At 46.1% G+C, this 17535-nt stretch carries 13 protein-coding genes and 1 pseudogene; 8 read left to right on the top strand and 6 right to left on the bottom strand.

Features of this window, described 5'->3' with window-relative positions:
- The first annotated feature begins 64 nt into the window (after window positions 1-64).
- Window positions 65-490 carry a VOC family protein gene (locus AC6R16_RS10145; RefSeq protein WP_500674307.1) on the top strand — a complete coding sequence of 142 codons (426 nt, stop codon included), beginning with the start codon at window positions 65-67 and terminating at the stop codon, window positions 488-490.
- Between the two features lie 97 nt (window positions 491-587).
- Window positions 588-1739: an amidohydrolase gene (locus AC6R16_RS10140; protein WP_500674306.1), complete on the top strand. Its 1152-nt coding sequence runs from the start codon at window positions 588-590 to the stop codon at window positions 1737-1739.
- On the opposite strand, the gene lhgD is transcribed toward AC6R16_RS10140, so the two are convergent.
- Entirely contained in the window at window positions 1723-2955 is a 1233-nt protein-coding gene (gene lhgD, locus AC6R16_RS10135; protein ID WP_500674305.1) for an L-2-hydroxyglutarate dehydrogenase, read from the bottom strand. The genes AC6R16_RS10140 and lhgD overlap by 17 nt on opposite strands.
- Window positions 2956-3153: 198 nt before the next feature.
- Between lhgD and AC6R16_RS10130 the strand changes: the two genes are divergently transcribed.
- On the top strand, window positions 3154-4113 hold the full coding sequence (locus AC6R16_RS10130) for an L-threonylcarbamoyladenylate synthase (protein WP_500674304.1): 960 nt from the start codon (window positions 3154-3156) through the stop codon (window positions 4111-4113).
- 70 nt (window positions 4114-4183) lie between these two features.
- Here AC6R16_RS10130 and AC6R16_RS10125 read toward each other — a convergent pair whose 3' ends face one another.
- From AC6R16_RS10125 to AC6R16_RS10115, 3 genes are all read right to left on the bottom strand, one after another.
- A complete protein-coding gene (locus AC6R16_RS10125; protein WP_500674303.1) occupies window positions 4184-4900 on the bottom strand; it encodes a DUF429 domain-containing protein in 717 nt (238 codons plus the stop codon).
- 263 nt (window positions 4901-5163) lie between these two features.
- Window positions 5164-5502: an ATPase gene (locus AC6R16_RS10120; RefSeq protein ID WP_500674302.1), complete on the bottom strand. Its 339-nt coding sequence runs from the start codon at window positions 5500-5502 to the stop codon at window positions 5164-5166.
- A 9-nt stretch (window positions 5503-5511) separates the two neighbouring features.
- Entirely contained in the window at window positions 5512-7866 is a 2355-nt protein-coding gene (locus AC6R16_RS10115) for a S8 family serine peptidase (protein WP_500674301.1), read from the bottom strand.
- A 449-nt stretch (window positions 7867-8315) separates the two neighbouring features.
- Here AC6R16_RS10115 and AC6R16_RS10110 point away from each other — a divergent pair, with 449 nt between their 5' ends.
- Window positions 8316-9965 (top strand): mechanosensitive ion channel family protein, encoded by a 1650-nt coding sequence (locus tag AC6R16_RS10110; RefSeq protein ID WP_500674300.1) that lies wholly within the window; start codon window positions 8316-8318, stop codon window positions 9963-9965.
- A gap of 15 nt (window positions 9966-9980) precedes the next feature.
- Here AC6R16_RS10110 and AC6R16_RS10105 read toward each other — a convergent pair.
- Window positions 9981-11671, bottom strand: a pseudogene (locus tag AC6R16_RS10105) (class I SAM-dependent methyltransferase).
- Between the two features lie 168 nt (window positions 11672-11839).
- Here AC6R16_RS10105 and AC6R16_RS10100 point away from each other — a divergent pair.
- Together AC6R16_RS10100 and AC6R16_RS10095 are read left to right on the top strand one after the other, a co-directional pair.
- Complete coding sequence (locus tag AC6R16_RS10100; RefSeq protein WP_239826372.1) at window positions 11840-12610, top strand: 1-acylglycerol-3-phosphate O-acyltransferase; 771 nt, start codon at window positions 11840-11842, stop codon at window positions 12608-12610.
- 136 nt (window positions 12611-12746) lie between these two features.
- Window positions 12747-14078, top strand: a complete 1332-nt coding sequence (locus tag AC6R16_RS10095) for an MBL fold metallo-hydrolase RNA specificity domain-containing protein (RefSeq protein WP_500674299.1) — start codon at window positions 12747-12749, stop codon at window positions 14076-14078.
- Window positions 14079-14137: 59 nt separating this feature from the next.
- Here the strand turns inward: AC6R16_RS10095 and AC6R16_RS10090 are convergent, their stop codons facing one another.
- The gene (locus tag AC6R16_RS10090; RefSeq protein ID WP_500674298.1) at window positions 14138-14998 is read right to left on the bottom strand and encodes an MBL fold metallo-hydrolase; all 861 of its coding nucleotides are present in this window, start codon (window positions 14996-14998) and stop codon (window positions 14138-14140) included.
- A 109-nt stretch (window positions 14999-15107) separates the two neighbouring features.
- On the opposite strand from AC6R16_RS10090, the gene AC6R16_RS10085 reads away from it, so the two are divergent.
- Together AC6R16_RS10085 and AC6R16_RS10080 are read left to right on the top strand one after the other, a co-directional pair.
- A complete protein-coding gene (locus tag AC6R16_RS10085; protein WP_500674297.1) occupies window positions 15108-16001 on the top strand; it encodes a LysR family transcriptional regulator in 894 nt (297 codons plus the stop codon).
- Between the two features lie 122 nt (window positions 16002-16123).
- Window positions 16124-17407, top strand: coding sequence for a hemolysin family protein (locus AC6R16_RS10080; RefSeq protein WP_500674296.1), 1284 nt, complete (start codon window positions 16124-16126; stop codon window positions 17405-17407).
- The last annotated feature ends 128 nt before the right edge of the window (window positions 17408-17535 follow it).

The following is a 17535-nucleotide window of genomic DNA, read 5'->3' as shown; positions in this document are numbered from 1 at the left end:
CAATCGATCACCTCTTCCACAACTGCGTATACTAAATTTATTGCTTTAGAGGAGGCAGCAATCAATGAGTAAACGGCCTATCAATATCATCGCACTCGATCATATTGTGCTGCGAACGAGCCAGCTCGATAACATGGTGCACTTTTATCAAGACATTCTTGGCTGCGTGATTGAACGAGAAAAGCTCGATATTGGGCTTACCCAACTCAGAGCGGGGAGCGCATTAATTGACATCGTGACAGTCGATAGTGAACTAGGTCGAATGGGGGGCAAAGCGCCACAACAAAACGGTAGAAACGTTGATCATTTCTGTCTGCAAGTGTCCGCATTTGAGGAAGAGGAATTACTCGACTATCTAAAGCAACACAATATAACTACATCAAGCTTTGCCGAACGATACGGCGCACAAGGATACGGTCGCTCTGTTTACGTTGATGATCCTGAGGGCAATGTTGTGGAACTTAAACCCTTTAAAATTACCATCAATTAGAAAATCACTCGAATTTAGATAGTTAGAGCCTCATCAACATACTGTTTTTAGCCTCAGCGTATAGTATTTCACTGGTTAAAAAGTGTATGGATAGCACATGTTAGATCTCCCCCAACTTACTCAGCTTAGAAAAAACATTCACCAGCACCCCGAACTTTCACATCAAGAGCAACAAACGGCTCTGCGTATAACTCACGTGTTTGAAAGCTTCTCGCCGGATGAAGTCCACACTCAGCTTGGTGGTCATGGCGTCGCATTTGTCTTCTACGGTCAAGAAGCAGGACCTTCAACCTTAATACGCTGCGAATTAGACGCCCTACCAATACACGAACACAACACCTTTGACCATCGCTCTATCCTTGATGGCGTGTCACATAAATGTGGCCACGATGGTCATATGGCGATTATCTCTGCTTTGGGCGCGACACTCGCGACTCGCAAACCGCAATCTGGAAGAGTGATACTTTGTTTTCAGCCAGCGGAAGAAACAGGGGCTGGCGCGATTGATATGGTCAACGATGAGAAATTCGCTCCCCTAAAACCAGACTACGCCTTTGCGCTACATAACTACCCAGGCCTAAAACTTGGCTCGGTAGCAGTACGAGCAGGGACTTTTAATTGTGCTTCTCGCGGCATCATCATTAAGCTCAGCGGCAAAACATCACATGCCGCACATCCTGAAGATGGTATCAGCCCCGCTAGAGCAATGTGCCAGATCATCGAAAAACTCAACCAGCTTCCAGAAGAGTTAGCCGAACAAGGCGTCGAAGATAAACTATGGGTTACCGTCATCCATGCCAAACTTGGCGAAGTGGCTTTTGGTACTGCCCCTGGAGATGCCGTTGTCATGGCAACACTTCGTAGCGAAACCAATCAAGCAATGGACACCTTAGTAGAGATCACACAAAAGTTCGCGCGCGATTGTGCTCTCAAGGCCGGATTAGAAATAGAATTCAGTTTTGATGATGTTTTTCAGGCAAGTGTTAACTCAAATGAAGGCTGTGATCGCGTCGTTCAGGCTTGCCGCAACACATCCACGGAATACATCTTGCTGGATGAACCTATGCGCTGGTCTGAAGATTTTGGCCAATTCACCGCAGTAGCAAAGCAAGGGGCAATGTTTGCTTTGGGAGCCGGTGTCGACACACCTCAGCTACATAACCCTGACTATGACTTTGAGGACGAGCTAATCCCTATTGGGCACGCTTTGTTTCTCGACCTTATTAAGCAAATTAATGGTCTTGAATAGTCTTAGCTTGCTTGCTCGCAATCTTGTCGCAAATATAGCTACCTATTGGGATAGAAGAGGTCGCTGCGGGTGAAGGGGCATTGCACACGTGCAAGCTACGCGGGCTTTCTGCAAACAGAAAATCGTGTACTAGCGTGCCATCTTTTAGCACAGCTTGAGCTCTAATCCCTGCAGGATAGGGCTCAAGATCTTCAACTCGAATTTTTGGGCAGTACTTATTCACCAATTTCAAATAGCCTGCTTTCCACCAAGAGTTTTTCGTCTCAATTAACCCCGTTTTTAGATGCTTAGCCGTCACTTTCCAGAAACCACTGAACGAGAGCATTTCGCACACATCGCGAAAACTAAAGTTAATGCGTGAGTAACCTTCCCTTTTCCATCCTTGCACCGCATTCGGTCCAACAGTGACACTGCCATCAATCATACGAGTGAGATGAACACCAAGAAAAGGTAAATCGGGATCAGGAATTGGGTAAATTAGATGGTTGACGATCTGGTTGTACTTAGGCGCAAGGCGGTAATATTCACCGCGATAAGGAATGATCTGAAAATCCGTTTGTAGCCCCATCATCTTGGTCATGCGATCGGCCATTAACCCCGAACAGACGACCAAAAACTGACCTCGAAGTAATTGCGCCCGGCCGTCACTGACAACCGAGACCTCTACCCTATCTGAGTACTCTTGTAAGTTCACCACAGGTGTTCCAAGGCGCACCTGTCCGCCCGCTTGGCGGAACTCTTGTGCCATCGCCTCGGTGACTTGGCGATAATCCACAATACTGGTGGCTGAAACGGCAATAGCCCCCAACCCAACAATGTTAGGTTCGCGCCTTTTAAGCTCTTGCTGATCGATCAGTTCAACCTCTATGCCATTTTGCTGACAACGGGTATACAGCGCTTGCATACGCTCGACTTCAATTGGGCTTGTTGCAACCAGCAATTTGCCACAGTTCTCGACCTTAATATTATGTTTGTTACAGAAGTCGATTGTAGCGGCAACTCCGGCCTTACAAAACTCCGCTTTCAAACTTCCAGGCGCATAGTAGACACCAGCGTGAATCACACCACTGTTGTGTCCGGTTTGATGGGATGAGAGTTGCTGCTCTTTTTCTAGCAAGAGAATGGACTTATCCGGATAGCGATTCTGTAGTTGCCAAGCCGTCGATACACCGACTATCCCACCACCTATCACAATGTAATCGTAACTCTGTTCCACTCTATTGCTCCTTGCCGCCAAACTAACCCTAGTCACCAATATTAATCGTGGCGTTAAGCGATTGAAAGATCGACTGATATAGAAAAAACTTATCGATAGATACAATTCATACTCAATTAAACGTCGAAACTTTGTGAAACATGGTTAAAATAGCCCGCTTAGATTTTCTAACCCTATTGGTTGTTTGAGGAAGAGACATTGAACACGCAACACCTTTTGGCAAGTGACAGCAAAGATATCGAACAAGCTAAAGACATTCTCGCATCTGGCGAGCTTGTTGCGATTCCGACTGAAACCGTTTATGGCCTTGCTGCAGATGCATCAAACCCAGAAGCGGTGAAAAAGATCTTTGCCGCCAAAGGTAGACCAGCGAATCATCCACTGATCGTTCATATTGGAGAGGTCGAGCAACTGTCTGAGTGGGCAAAAGACATTCCTCAAGAAGCGTACACCATTGCCAAAGCGTACTGGCCTGGACCTGTGACTGTACTGCTCAATAAAGCTGACCAAGCAACACCAGTGGTAACCGGCGGTTTGGACACCATAGGCATTCGCATGCCCGCTCATGAAGTGTTTGCTACTTTGCTGAAATCTTCAGGTATGGCTGTTGCAGCGCCTTCAGCAAATCCATATAAAAAACTTAGCCCCACGTCAGCCGAGCACGTGCTCAACTCTTTAGGGGGCAGAATTGCGGCTGTACTCGACGGCGGTAACTGTGCTCATGGTTTAGAGTCAACCATCATTGACCTAACCCAAAAACCTTTCCGTATTTTGCGCAGCGGTCCGGTGACAGCAGCGCAGCTATCAGAAACGCTGGGCGAAGAAGTGCAGTCACCGAAGGCACACACTGTTGCCGTTCCGGGGAATGTGACTAGCCACTACCAACCTAATACCAGAGTACGTTTGGTTGACCTTGCTGAGATTGAAAACGCTGAAGGAAGTAACATTGCCTGCCTGCATATTTCGGCGATTGAAAACCAAAGCTTTAAGTCGAAGCAAATGCCATCAGATGTGGCTGACTATTCTCACGACCTTTATCGCGCGTTAGATGAAGCAGATAAATGGGGCTGCGAAGAGATCTGGGTTGAACATCCACCTATCTCAGACGAGTGGTTGGCTGTTCATGACCGATTAAGTCGAGCACAGTCTAAGCTTTAAGCTCAGGCCAATAAATTAAAACAACACGCCAGAAGCCCTATCTTCTGGCGTTTTTGATTGCGCTCACCTGTTATTGGCTTTGTGGCTGCCAGTAAACAATTTCCCTCACTCGCCCTGTTGAGTCTTTATCTGGTACTTCGGGTAAGCAGCTTAAGTGCTGAGAATGCTTTGCAGCCAACATCAAAACGAAAGCATCCACTAAATCATCTGGGCTGGCATGTTTCGCTAACGTCAATTCTATCTGATGCTCTAAAACCCTTACCCACTCTAATGGAGTGATGGCTTGGATGATCGCCAGTCGTTCTTGATAGCCTTCCCGACTCTTCTTCCCATAGTCTAATGGCTGTCTATTATTTAACGCTGCAAAAACTACTTCTGGGTGTGACTCTCGAAGATATAGATTAGGAAATTGGTTAAGCAGCTGATCAACTTGCTTGACCTTTGGCAAAATAAACCAACTTTGCTTAGATAGCTTCTTACCAAGCCGAGCGACGTTGATATCACACGCCTCTTGGTACGTGTTTGCGTAAGTCGCCTCTCGGCAAGGAACCGGGAAAACCGACGAGCCACGTTTAGGGCTTAAAAATCGACGCGCCGCTTTATCACATGCTCGGTCAGGACTAGCGGTATCACTAAAACCAATAGGAATATCAATCAATGCTGTGCCTTGTTGGATCAACGGTACCGCATCTGCTATCTCAGGCACAATTTGGCAAGTGGGAACACCATCAGAAACCTGCCAAATTACCCAGCCGGCTTTACAACCGTCTATTCCTATCGCTCTCATAATTTCTTTCCTACGCCTTAATGAGCGTAGTTTAAGTGGTTAAGACAAAATAAAAAACGCCCCATCTCTCGATGGGGCGTTTTGTTATACCAATCAGTATAAATAGGTGCTCAGATAATTGCGCAGGAAAAATCGCTTATAGCAAGGCATGGATTGCAGCTAGCTAGTTGACCTACCTACACCATTCTTTGAAAACATAGCCATAACGCAGCTATCAGCGATTTTAACCAGCAAGCATGACCAGATATTTATTCTGGTTGGTATTATTGCGAGTATAAGCTTCGAATTGGTTCTGGCTCAACATAGTCGATGTATTGACTGGATGTCAGTTTATCGACTTGCTGCTGGCTGCCCGATACTACCAGCACTTGTTGGCTGTCTAACGTTTCGACAACGTCTAGCTGGTAAGATTGAAGAAGCTCGCGAGTCTGCTGTTCAGTACCTTTATGATACTTCACAAAGAATCGGGTTGATTGAGCCTCTGCTTCTGCCTGTCTTTCATCAACAGGTGGAAACGCTGGGTTATCAGCATGGCTCAATGTCGCAACCGCACTCATCAGCAAGGCAATTAAACCAACGCCATAAAACACTTGCTTCTTCATATTCACTCCTTATTGAAATGACAGTGACCAGCTGTTGATCGTACCTGTATCTTGGCGAGCACTATCTACCGCTTTTAGTTTCCAGTTACCTTTTGACTCAAAGCCAGTAAAGTTGGCTTGGAAGCTAGTACGAATGTCATTTGCTGAACCACCCGTATTTTCATGCAGCACAACTTGACCACCGGTTGGTGAAGTCAGCGTGACGTTAAGGTCACCCACATAGCTATGGCTAATATCAACTGCAACTGTCACTGTACCAGAATCACCAGAACGCAGTACATCGATCTCACTCGTTGCACCTAGCGCGCTGTTGTCTGGAATCGCCATTGCATTTTGGTTGCTGTAGTTCGATGGTGCTTGACCACCATTGTCAGAACCGTTGTGAGTAGCAACAAGCGAAGCACCTGAGTACGCCGAGTAACCATCGATCAATACTTGGTATGTGCCAGCTTGAGTGACATCCAGAGAACAAGATTCGTTGTTACCGCTTTCCCATGAACGGCAATCGTATGTTCTTGTTGTCGGTGTACCGTCAAAACGAACATACATATCCGCATCACCGCTACCGCCAGTTAGCTTGAATGTCGCTTTTGTTGCACTTGCAGGGACTTCAAAGGTGTAAACCGTGCCTGATTTGCTTGCGCCAGATAGAGGGCCTTTCGCCACACCGTTTTCTAGTACAGTGCTTGTATCGACAGGACCATTACAGCCCACATCTAGGTAAGTTTTTGCAGCATCTGCATTAACCAGGCCATGACCCGTGCGATCATCACGTCCTGCTACATCAATATCTGTCGCACTTGCGTTTAGTGCTTTACGTACTTGCGCTGCTGTACAGGTTGGGTGGTAACTCCACACTAGCCCTGCAACACCTGCTACGTGTGGCGTCGCCATAGAAGTACCATTGTAGTACTCGTAGTCTTTACCCGTTTCCGTAGAAACCGTCACGGTATCACCAACTTTACCTGCTAGATCTAAACCAAATGCTCGGTCAACGGTAACTGAAACCATACGGTAGCTATCGTTGTCATCCAAAACAAATGGGTTCTGAAGACCAGGTAGATCTTGATTACTGTATACAATCGCCGCTTTAGCGCCCGCATCAGAACATGCTTTCACTGGGTTGATTTCAGGTCGAACACCCGTTCTTTGGTTTTCAATACGTTCAGTCAGACAGATCTTGTCCGTCATATCACCACAGTTGTAGCTACCGGAAGAGATATCACATGCAGCGATAGGAGCGGTAAACGAACCTGCCACTGGTGCTGACTCGTAACTGCCGGAAGTTTTGATTTTACGGTTATGTGGCACAACGCCGCGATCAAAGCTGCTCGCACCGTTGATGGTAATATCAGACAGAACACCTTCACCTACTGTCACAGTTGAAAGTACCGCTACACCTGGCGCTGCAATATCTACTTGGTCAGTTGCTTGAGAGAACGCAGCGTGGTCGTTGTTTGTATCAACTGCTGCAACTGACATTACCGCATCATAAGATGCTGGGTAGCTGTGTGCCGTATTACCTGAGTTACCTGCCGCTGCGATAAGCAGAACACCTTTGTCGTAAAGGTCTTGCATCGCGTTTTGTTCAGTAATACTTGAACGGCTACCACCCAAGCTCATGTTAACCACGTTGGCGCCATTATCCGCACAAGTTTGAATTGCTTTAACTAAGCTCGATGAGTAACCCCAACCAGATTCGTTGAACACTTTAACAATATGTAAGTTCACATTCTGATTCGGCATTACCCCTTTAACACCTTCGGTATTGGCAATCGCCGCAATCGTACCAGCCACGTGCGTACCGTGGGCATTGTTGTTGCCCGGAGAACTCCATGAGCCTGTGCCGCTATCGTTGGTACCGTTAACACGGTTACCACTTAGGTCATTGTGGCTGATGTCATAGCCAGAATCGATAATACATACCGTGCGATTACCAGCATTTGAATCATTCAAAAGCTGAGCATTCACAGCATTGTAGCCCCACGGCGTCGTTTCACTTAGCAGGTAACGTGGGGGATCGACCTCCACGTATTCCACTTGCGCGTTAGTACGCAAAGAAGACAGCTCGTTGTCATCCATTTCTACACTGTAGATTGGCTCAGAGCCTAGCTTTTCGACCTTACGAGCTTTAACTTGCTGAAGCACCGATTCGCGAACTTCACTAGCAGCCATAACTGGCTCACCAGCACGAGTAAACGGCATAGGTGCGTCTTGTTTAAATTTAACGATGTACTTAGTTGGTAGATCAGCCTCATTGAATCCCATTGAAGGCGAAGCGTTCGCCACTGAGATTCCAGCCATAGCCACTGCGATAGTTGAAAGGGTAAATAACCCTTTGGTTTTACTTGTTATGTTATGCATCTGCTCTATTCCTCATTGAGCTATTTTTATTCATTTTCCACTCATGAATCATCATTTCTAGTGATGATTCACAAGCTATCTAGCTATAAAGAATGATTATAAAACCGCCAACATTTTATAAAGTTAATGCTCTATTTTTACGCTAAGGCTCACCCTTTACATCTAAAAAGTGAACACTCATTAGAAAAATTATTTCCTTAAAAAGCAATTACTTAATAACACTTATTATGCTTAGACACCTCTTAAACAACCAGCTAACCTTAATCCAAGAACTCAAAATCTAAGGGCCAGTTGCACGCCACATAACTAAACGAAAGTACCAATCAAACCTGACTTGATGAACAGCACACAATCCAGTGAAAAAAGGCTGAGAGAAAAAAGCATAGGTATGCAATCAAAAGGATATGAATTAGCTTATAAATGTCAGGGAAAGACTAGGTTTATCAAACATGTTTAAAGCAGCTATTAATGTATTTATTTCAACTTTGTTACTGGTGATCACTACAGGGATTTACGCACAAGATCGGTTCCCCCTCGCCCCGCCAGACACCAGTAGCCCCAAAGCCACATTTGATAGCTTTCATCAGCTCGTCGACGCGGCTAATAACCAACTCGCGCAGTTACCAAACTTACCGAGTGAGCAGCAAGAAGGCGCTCGGCAGTCTGTCTATGCGCTGTTCAACAAAGCAGTGCAATGCTTTGATTTCTCGCAACAACCTAAATCTGAGTACCCACGTATCTCTTTAGAGTCCGTCATGCTGATGAAAGAGATCCTCGATCGAATTCCAGCGTTTGATCTAAACTCCATTCCCGATACAAATAGCATTGAGCGATGGACGATCCCCAATACTCAACTGTCGATTGAAAAGCAGCCAAACGGACAATTCCTTTTTTCTGCTCAAACTGTCGAAGCACTGCATTCCAACTATCAATTAGTCAAGCACCTACCCAACCGTGATGGCACTGTCAAAGATTTCTACCGCTACTTCTCGCTGTCTGCTGGTAAGCTCGTGCCGCCAAATTGGTTTACTTGGGTTGAAAGCTTACCGCCGTTCTTCATGCTAGAAGTTGCCGATCAAGCAGTATGGCAATGGATAGGTTTAGCGGTGTTATCTGCCGGATTGGCACTTTATGCCTTGTTCATTTATCGCTCCAACAAACTGGTGCTATTACGCCCGCTACTTATGGCTGCAGGTATTGGCTCGCTTGTCTATTTGAGCAACCACCAGCTCAATCTAACGGGTAAGTTAATGTCTGTTATGTCGATCTCTGGTGAGCTCATTGTTTGGTTATTGGTCGCACAGGCCGCCTACTTGCTTGGCTATAAAACGTGCAGTGCCATGGCAAAAACTCGCAACGCCTCAAATCTGCGCCAAAGCATTACTCAGATTATCGGCACACTGGTTGGTTCAGCATTAGCTGTCAGCATTTTCGGCTATGGATTGCACCGAATCGGCGTACCAGTGTATGGCATCGTTACTGGACTAAGTTTAGGCGGGATGGCGATTGCACTTGCCATTCGACCTACGATGGAAAACCTGATTGGTGGTGTGATTCTATTCTTAGACAAGTCACTTTCGGTCGGTGATTACTGCCAGATGGGAAAAGTCTCAGGTGTTGTTGAGCGTATTGGCGTGCGTTCAACCCGAATCCGCGCCAAAGACCGTACGCAAATCACCATCGCCAATGGCGCATTAGTTAAAATGGAGATCGTTAACTACAGTCGCCGTGATCGATACCCGTTTAAAACTGACATCGCGCTGCGATTTGGCACCCCAACCACCGTAGTTACAAAGATCACGCACGAAATTGAAGCGATGCTTGTCGCTCATCCAGACACGCTAGAATCGCCCGTACGCGTACATTTCTCGACATTCGATAACTATCGCATCAACTTAGAGATTCTTGCTCACCTAGATACCACCAACAGAGAACGTTTCTTGGAGCTGCAACAAGAACTGCTGTTTAGCATCGAACGCATCATCAAACAAAACAACGCCGAGTTCGCCATCCCAATTCAAACCATGATTTTGCAGATGGAGAGTGGTAAGCAAGGAACGATGAGCGAAGAGAAGTTAGAAAATTACTCGGTTTCGTGAGACCTAAAATTGGTCTCACCACTCACCAACCAATAATCGACTCTTAACCCCTCTTACCTGAAGGCCAAGAGCTTCAAAGACTTGTTCAAAGTCGCGGCATTGGTTTGGGACATTCGGTAAGGCAAGCGTGGCTTCCGAGAAAAAGCATTGTTGTAACTGCTCATTCTCGCCCCAAGCTAATTGCCACCACTCTAAAATCCTTTGGCGAGATGAGCAAAGACGGTAATGAGTAGGAATACGATCTTTTTTATCAAGATTCTCTTTTGCTGTGGTTGGCAGTAAATTCCACTTATCGTTATTCGGCCAATGAGCAAAAGGTAAGCAATGATCAATGTGGTAGTCATTTTTGAGTGACTTACCACTCCAAACACTTTTCATGACTAAACTGCCTTTACGTAATGCCTCAACCCTAGATCGAACATCGCGCGTATTGTGTTTGTGGTCTATCCAGACAAGGCAGTCATGGTAAGTTTGCAAAGAAATATTGCGCTGCTTATTCCTGTCAAAGCGCTGCATTTCTAAGATCCATTGATTTACAACTAGTGGCTCTATCCAAGAATGGTACAAACGGAAACAGTCCCATAGACTCTCGTCCAAAACAAACTCACCGTAACTTTCTAGGAAATCCAAATCGATAATATACGTGCTAGTTTTCTTAGACTTTCTACGGTGCATATGAAAATAGGGATTTGAAATATCACTTTGGTAAGTGTATTTGACCGGACCACTCTTCAATGTAGCTAAAGTGTCGCGAATGGCCTTGTCTAAAGCTTTTGCCTCTTCACCCGTAAAGAGTGAACCAACAGCGAGATCTTCAGCAGCTAAGTGAGTTAGCTTTCCCCACCCTTCGGGCTTTACAAAACCAAGTCCAGCCGAAGAATTGGCACTTTGCTGAATATCTTCAATGTCTATCAGGCGCTTAAACTGACGGTTCCAGTAAAGAGCAACCAAACCTAAGGGGATAGCTACCTTGCCGTCACTTCGATCTATAACCGCCCCCGAGTGTGCGTCAGCGATACGTAGCAAAGTACGTAGTAACGCCAATTTGTACGTGGCTGACTTAGTGTCATTAACGATGATATGGCGGACTTTATTTAAGTCACCAGAACCATCATCAGGTAATGTCATGACAACAGTTTGCCATGAAACATCAGAACGATTGAGTTGATCCGATTGGTCAGTAACGTCGCGCACCAATAGAGCACTATCTTTAGAGAGTTGTTCCAACTCCTCAACCGAGACGTCATAGCTCACCCGACCATCATCAAATTCACCGTGACGGAGAGAAATGATCAACTTTCCATTGGGTGCGAGAAGGTTGGCGAGCTTTCTGAATGCGCGCTTTCTGTGGTCGGAGCAAGATGCATCCAAACAGCGCTGACCAGAATCACATCAAACCGAATACCTAAGTTGGTTGTGCGAGACAAAGCGGGTAACGAATCATCAAGCCAAACAACAGATTCCCCTGTGTGTTCATTGCCTAGATTGCGTAAAGCCTGACAAGGTTCGATGGCATACACTTCACAACCAGACTCCGCCATCCACTTCGCATCACGCCCACACCCTGCACCGACATCAAGGACTTTATCCCCCGAAATAGGCCAATAGAGGCGCCAAGCGCTATTCACTGATTCCGCTCGGAGAGCGTTATATTGAGCGCACAGTTGTTCCGCATTTTGCTCGTAAAAAGAAGAACTTGAAGACATAGTTTTGCTACCGAAGTGGAACTTACTGCATAGTAATTGGCTTTATAATTGATTACCACCCAAGTGCCAGCAAAACTTGTTGCAATTTGGTTAAATAGAATTAAAACTCTAACTGTATCAACCAGATTGACCACTCATACGTGGGTTGGATAACGGAAGGAGCGCGTTTTGTTAAGTATTCTTCGCCTTGTATTGGCTGCTATTTTTATCGTGTTTATGACCCTCTTCGCTATGGTTTATTGCCTGTTTAGCCCCAGAAATCCGCGGCATGTGTATTTCTTTTGTCGTTGGTTTAACCAACTGCACAAACTGGTAGGTTTAAAACTGATTCAGCGCGGGTTAGAACGAGCGCCTACGCCGAAAAACAGTGTTTATATTTCTAACCACCAAAGCGTGTATGACTTTGTTACTTCACCGGGAATGCTAAGACCACGTACCGTTTCATTAGGTAAGAAAGAACTGATTTGGGTACCGTTTTTTGGTCAACTGTATTGGATCACAGGCAATATTTTGATTAACCGCCAAGATAAGTCCAAAGCTCGCGATACGATTAAGCAAGTTGCGGAAGCCATCCACCAGCGCGACCTGTCCGTTTGGGCCTACCCGGAAGGTACCCGCAGTAAAGGGAGAGGATTGCTACCGTTTAAAACCGGTGCCTTTCGTATGGCAATTGAAGCCGGTGTGCCCATCACACCTATGGTAGTGAGCACTACGCACAACAAGATTGACCTTAACCGTCGTAACAATGGTGTGGTGATCACTGAAATGCTTGAGCCAATTGATACCACTCAATACAACCTGAGTGATGCCCGCGCTCTTGCTGAGCATTGTCACCAGTTAATGGAAGCTAAAATCGCAGAACTGGATAAAGAAGTGGCAGCGATCGAAGCGCAACAAAACTGTGGCGTAAGTACGCAGGATAATACGATCAAAGAGTAACTCAGTCGCAGATAAACCACTGAGTACTCTATAACTTACTGCCAAAAGTGTTCAATCCTCGCAAATTTGACTGGGCTAGTTGTCGTAAAATAGCTTTGTCGGCACAGTCAGCTTGAAACGGTTGCGAGGGTTTAACATGAAGATCATTCACCATGGCGGCAAACAAACGATTACAGGCTCTTGTCATGAGCTAAGATCAGAGGCTCAAGCCATTCTTATCGACTGCGGGATGTTTCAAGGCGCTGATGCTCGGCCATTGGATATTGAATTTGAAACCTCTCACTTGACCGCGATTGTCATTACCCACGCCCATATTGATCACATAGGTCGACTGCCGTGGTTACTCGCAACTGGCTATAACCAACCTATTTACTGCACTACCGCAACAGCCGAACTGATCCCATTAATGCTCGAAGATAGCCTAAAGCTGCAACTCGGTTTAGACCGCAAACAAACCGAGCGAGTGTTAAACAAGATACGTCGACTGATTGAGCCATTGGACTACAATTGTTGGTATTGCCTAGACGAGAGTAACCCCCTTAGTTCGATGACGATACGTTTTCAACCTGCGGGGCATATACTCGGTTCCGCCTATGTGGAAGTGCGCTTGGCGAATCAAGAAGTGGTGGTCTTTTCTGGCGATCTCGGTCCAAATAACACCCCACTCCTACCTGATCCTAAACCTCCACAGCGTGCTGATTACCTACTGATTGAAACAACCTATGGCGACAAGCAGCATGAAGACATTGCAACACGCGGTGAGCGGTTAAAAGCCATCATAGATCGCTCTCTTGAAGATGGAGGAGCAATCTTGATTCCTGCGTTTAGTGTTGGACGTACTCAGGAATTGTTGTTCGATATTGAGCAGCTCATCCACCACCATCAAATTGATGTTTCTATCCCTATTATTCTCGATTCTCCCATGGCCCAGCGTGTCACTCGTTCCTATCGCCATTTCAAACAGTTATGGGGCAAGGAAGCGAAACAGCGGCTAGAGAGGCATCGCCACCCACTCGCATTTGAGCAATGTATTACGGTCGAAGATCATCGCACTCATCAGCGCTTGGTTAATCGCCTCCAATCCACCCAAGAGCCTGCGATAGTCGTCGCCGCCTCTGGAATGTGCCAAGGTGGTCGTATCATGGACTACCTGAAAGCGCTACTGCCTTTGGAAACAACCGATGTTCTTCTAGCAGGGTACCAAGCGCAAGGGACTTTGGGCCGAGAAATTCAAGCTGGCGCGATGGATGTGGAAATTGACGGCGAAGAAGTCGAAGTCAAAGCGAAAGTTCATACAATGTCAGGCTACTCTGCCCATGCAGATAAACACGATCTATTGCGCTTTATCCGTGGCATTGCTGACAAACCAAAGCAAGTTCACTTGATTCATGGCGAGCCCGATACTCAAACGCAGTTTGCATCTGAGCTTAAAGCACTCGGGTTCGAAGTGAAAAGCGACTCCGACTAACCAAAGCGAACAGCCTTAACCTGTTCGCTATATAGCCATTGATATTGGCTAAACGGCTGTTACCAGCTCGCCTCTTTCATGTGGACCTGAGCTCCAAGTTCTAGACTAAAATCTGAACCGAGTTTTGGGTAGTGGTTAGTCATCATCTTAATCAGTTGAGCGCTGTTTTTACTCTGCTTTTTCGCTTCAACAAAGCGCTCTATCCATGTATGAGTATAAGCAATGGTGCTGGCATCTAATCGACCTGATTTTTGCATATGTCCAGGCACAACAAACTCTGGGTTTAGCGCCTGCATCTCTTCCAACTGTGCCAACCATGTTTTAACTTCCCGGTCGGTTTGAGTATCGGCCATCCACACATGCATACCTTGAACAATGCCAACGTTACCCAATACGGCTTTTTCACTCGGCACCCACAAATATGGTCGATGCGCTAGCACTCCCTCTGTACCACGTATTTCGATCTTTTCGCCATCAATCGTTAACTCGTTACCTTTCACCACCTCTGGCAGAACGGGATCTTTCGGCGCATTTAATCCCATTTTCGGCCCCCAGAAGCTGACTTTTTTCTCAAGTTTTTTCGCAATCGCCTCCCTTACCGCGGCCGTGGTGACTACATGCGCATCAGGGAAGATGGTGAGCAATTCAGAGGCGCCAAAGTAATAATCTGGATCGGCCTGACTGATGAAGATGGTTTTTAGAGGTTTACCTGCATCCAATACTTTAGCTGCAATACGGAGTGCGTCCGCGCGGGTGAAGCCAGTATCAATAAGTAAGGATTCTGTTCCTCCAACAACCAGAGTCGAAGTGACGTTGAAGCTGTGCTCATCGGCGTTGTAAACCTCAAAGTTCAAATCGGTTGCCGCCATCGCAGCTGAAGATGTGGTAAGTAGTAAAGCAAGTGTTGTTAAGGCTTTCATGCTGTCTCCTAGTGAATTGCTTGTTTTGTTGATAAGCATGTTAGCCTCTGGTTTTATTTCTAAATAGAGCCTATTCTTTTCATCATTATTTCGTAAAACGATCATATCAATGGATAAGTTAACCGCAGCAAAGGTGCTACTGGATGTGGCCCAAACAGAGAGCTTTACCGCCACTGCCGACCGTTTAGATATTTCTCGTCCTATGGTTACTCGCCATGTTGAAGCGGTAGAAAACTGGCTCGGTGCGAGGCTCTTGCAACGCACCACCCGCAAAGTCTCCCTGACCAATACCGGGGAACAAATGCTGCCAGACTTACAGCGCTGGGTAGAACAAGCGCAGCAAATTGAAGAAAGCCTAATGCCTACTAAAGCGATACAAGGCTTTGTGCGCGTGTCAGTCAGCATGTCGTTTGGATTTTCAGAACTGATGCCCGCTTTGACGGTTTTTCGCCAACAATATCCGGGAATAAAGCTTGATATTGATGCTCAAGACAGAGCCGTAGATATGGTGAGCGAAAGAATCGATCTTGCTATTCGCACCACCAATGATCCAAATCCTGCTTTAATAGGGCGACCGTTTGCAGTTTGCCACTCTAAGCTGGTGGCATCTAAAGCGTATTTAGATACGCAAGCCGCTATTACCCACCCAGCTGATTTAGAACAGCATGCTTGTCTTGGCTACAAAAACTTTGGTCGCCATATCTGGCAATTGACGAAAGGTGAGCAGAAACATCAGGTCGAGGTGAATTGTGATATCACCGCTAACGAAGCCACCGTGTTACTCCATGGCTCACTCTCTGGGTTAGGAATATCTATGCAGCCAACCTACCTAGCCGATAGCAAGATAGCCAGTGGCGAGCTGGAATGGATACTGCCAGACTGGCAACTGAATACACTGCAAATGTATCTACTCTACCCTTCTCGTAAGCACTTATCTCATCCTGTTAGAGCCCTGATAGATTTCCTTGTGAATCATTTTGAGCAACAGCAGAATGCCCGCTAAAAGTCACTCTGCTAGGGATCAAATATTTTAATCCATACCATAAAAACTATTCGCCAATATGCTGATATCTTTTAACCTTAACTGAGGCTATTCTGAACAAGTGTTTATCACTGGAACTCTCAATGGACATATTCATACTGGTGGGGCTTATCACCCTTAATGGCTTATTTGCCATGTCAGAACTGGCGCTTGTTGCCGCTAAATCGAGTCGTTTAAAAAGCCTAGCTCAGACTCAACCTTCCGCACAGCTCGCTCTTGAGCTAAAGAACAACCCAACCCGCTTTTTATCAACCATTCAAATTGGTATCACGGCTATTGGTATTTTGAGTGGTATTTTTGGTGAAGCGACCCTTTCAGCACCTTTTTCTTTGTGGCTCACACAGCAAGGGCTTGATGCTGAATTGGCTTCTATCGTCGCAACCGCCAGTGTCGTGGTATTAATCACTTATTTTGCGATTGTGGTCGGTGAGTTGGTGCCAAAACGTTTTGCTCAGCGAAATGCAGAGAAGATTGCCGTTATTGTCGCCTACCCGATCCATTGGCTAGCCATTATCACCACACCTTTTGTGGTTCTGCTGAGTACCTCTACCGATGCGTTACTCAAGCTTTTTCGTCAAAACGGCGGCGATAATGACCAAGTCACCGAAGAAGATATTTTTGCTGTGGTCAATGAAGGCTCCGAGTCCGGTGCAATTGAGCCACAAGAACAAGAGATGATCCGTAATATTCTGCACTTGAATGACCGATTCGTGACTTCTTTGATGACGCCGCGTTGCGATATGGATTATCTCGATATTGAGCAGCCCATTGAGTCTTGTTTAAAGCAGATTCGTCAGACTCAGCACTCGGTTTGGCTGGTTTGTCATGGCGGCTTAGACAATATTATCGGGACGATTTCCTCTAAGGTTCTGCTCGACCAATATGAATCGCTTTCGATTGAAAAGATCGCTCGCTTAGTAAGAAAGCCGCGATACTTCCCCGAGTCAATGAAAGGCTTGCCTTTGCTCAATCAAATGCAGCAAAACAACTGTGAGATGGCGTTTATCGTCGATGAATATGGAGACATTCAAGGACTAGTCACCCACTACGACATTCTTGAGTCAGTCGCAGGAGAACTCGGTTTAGCGCCCCAACACACATGGGCAAGGCAACATCAAGATGGTAGCTGGTGGATGGATGCACTGATTCCACTCAATGAGCTAAAACGACGTTTAGACATCAGCACATTCGAAGGAGAAGAAAGCGAAGGATTCCAAACCCTGAATGGTTTTCTAACCTGGTTAATCGGCCGAGTCCCTGAAGTAGGCGAAGTAATTGAGTATCAAGAATGGCAATTTGAGGTTTTGAAGGTACAAAACAACCGGATATTGCAGGTTAGGGTGAGTTTAAGAGCGGAAAGAGATTAGAAACGAGAAACGAGAAACGAGAAACGAGAAACGAGAAACGAGAAACGAGAAACGAGAAACGAGAAACGAGAAACGAGAAACGAGACAATGCTATAGGCTGACGTACAACGTCAACCTTTAGTGCTTTC

It is taken from the genome of Vibrio sp. R10-SG3-ISO10 (genome assembly GCF_059834185.1).
The sequence above is the reverse complement of the archived record's forward strand: the minus strand, read 5'-3'. Positions and strand labels throughout refer to the sequence as shown.